The sequence below is a fragment of the Paenibacillus xylanexedens genome (assembly GCF_007676705.1).
Taxonomy (GTDB): Bacteria; Bacillota; Bacilli; order Paenibacillales; family Paenibacillaceae; genus Paenibacillus; species Paenibacillus xylanexedens_C.
Genome location: NZ_VEBF01000438.1, coordinates 1 through 256, shown reverse-complemented (window position 1 = coordinate 256; position 256 = coordinate 1). Strand labels below are relative to the sequence as shown.

The window sequence follows — 256 nt, the reverse complement described above, 5'->3', positions numbered from 1 at the left end:
GGATTGGTTAGGGTAGTTGGAAGAAAGGGGTGCGGGTTATTAGAGGAGAGGATGGGGAAGTTGGGTGGATGAAGTGGATTGTGGGGGGGGAAGAGAGGGAGAGGGTGTTGAAGGATAGAGGGAAGGTAGGGGAGAAGAGGGTAGAGATGGGGAATAGTATTTTGGAAGGAAAAGAGGGGGAAGTGAATGATAAAAGATGATATAAGAACGGAACTGAGGTTGTTTGGGGGTATGTGTTGGATGGGATGTTGGTGGA

1 protein-coding gene is annotated in these 256 nt (G+C 48.8%); it reads left to right on the top strand.

Going from position 1 to position 256, the window contains the following annotated elements:
- Nucleotides 1-68: 68 nt before the first annotated feature.
- Nucleotides 69-200 carry a hypothetical protein gene (locus FS628_RS32925; protein ID WP_260871255.1) on the top strand — a complete coding sequence of 44 codons (132 nt, stop codon included), beginning with the start codon at nucleotides 69-71 and terminating at the stop codon, nucleotides 198-200.
- Nucleotides 201-256 lie beyond the last annotated feature (56 nt).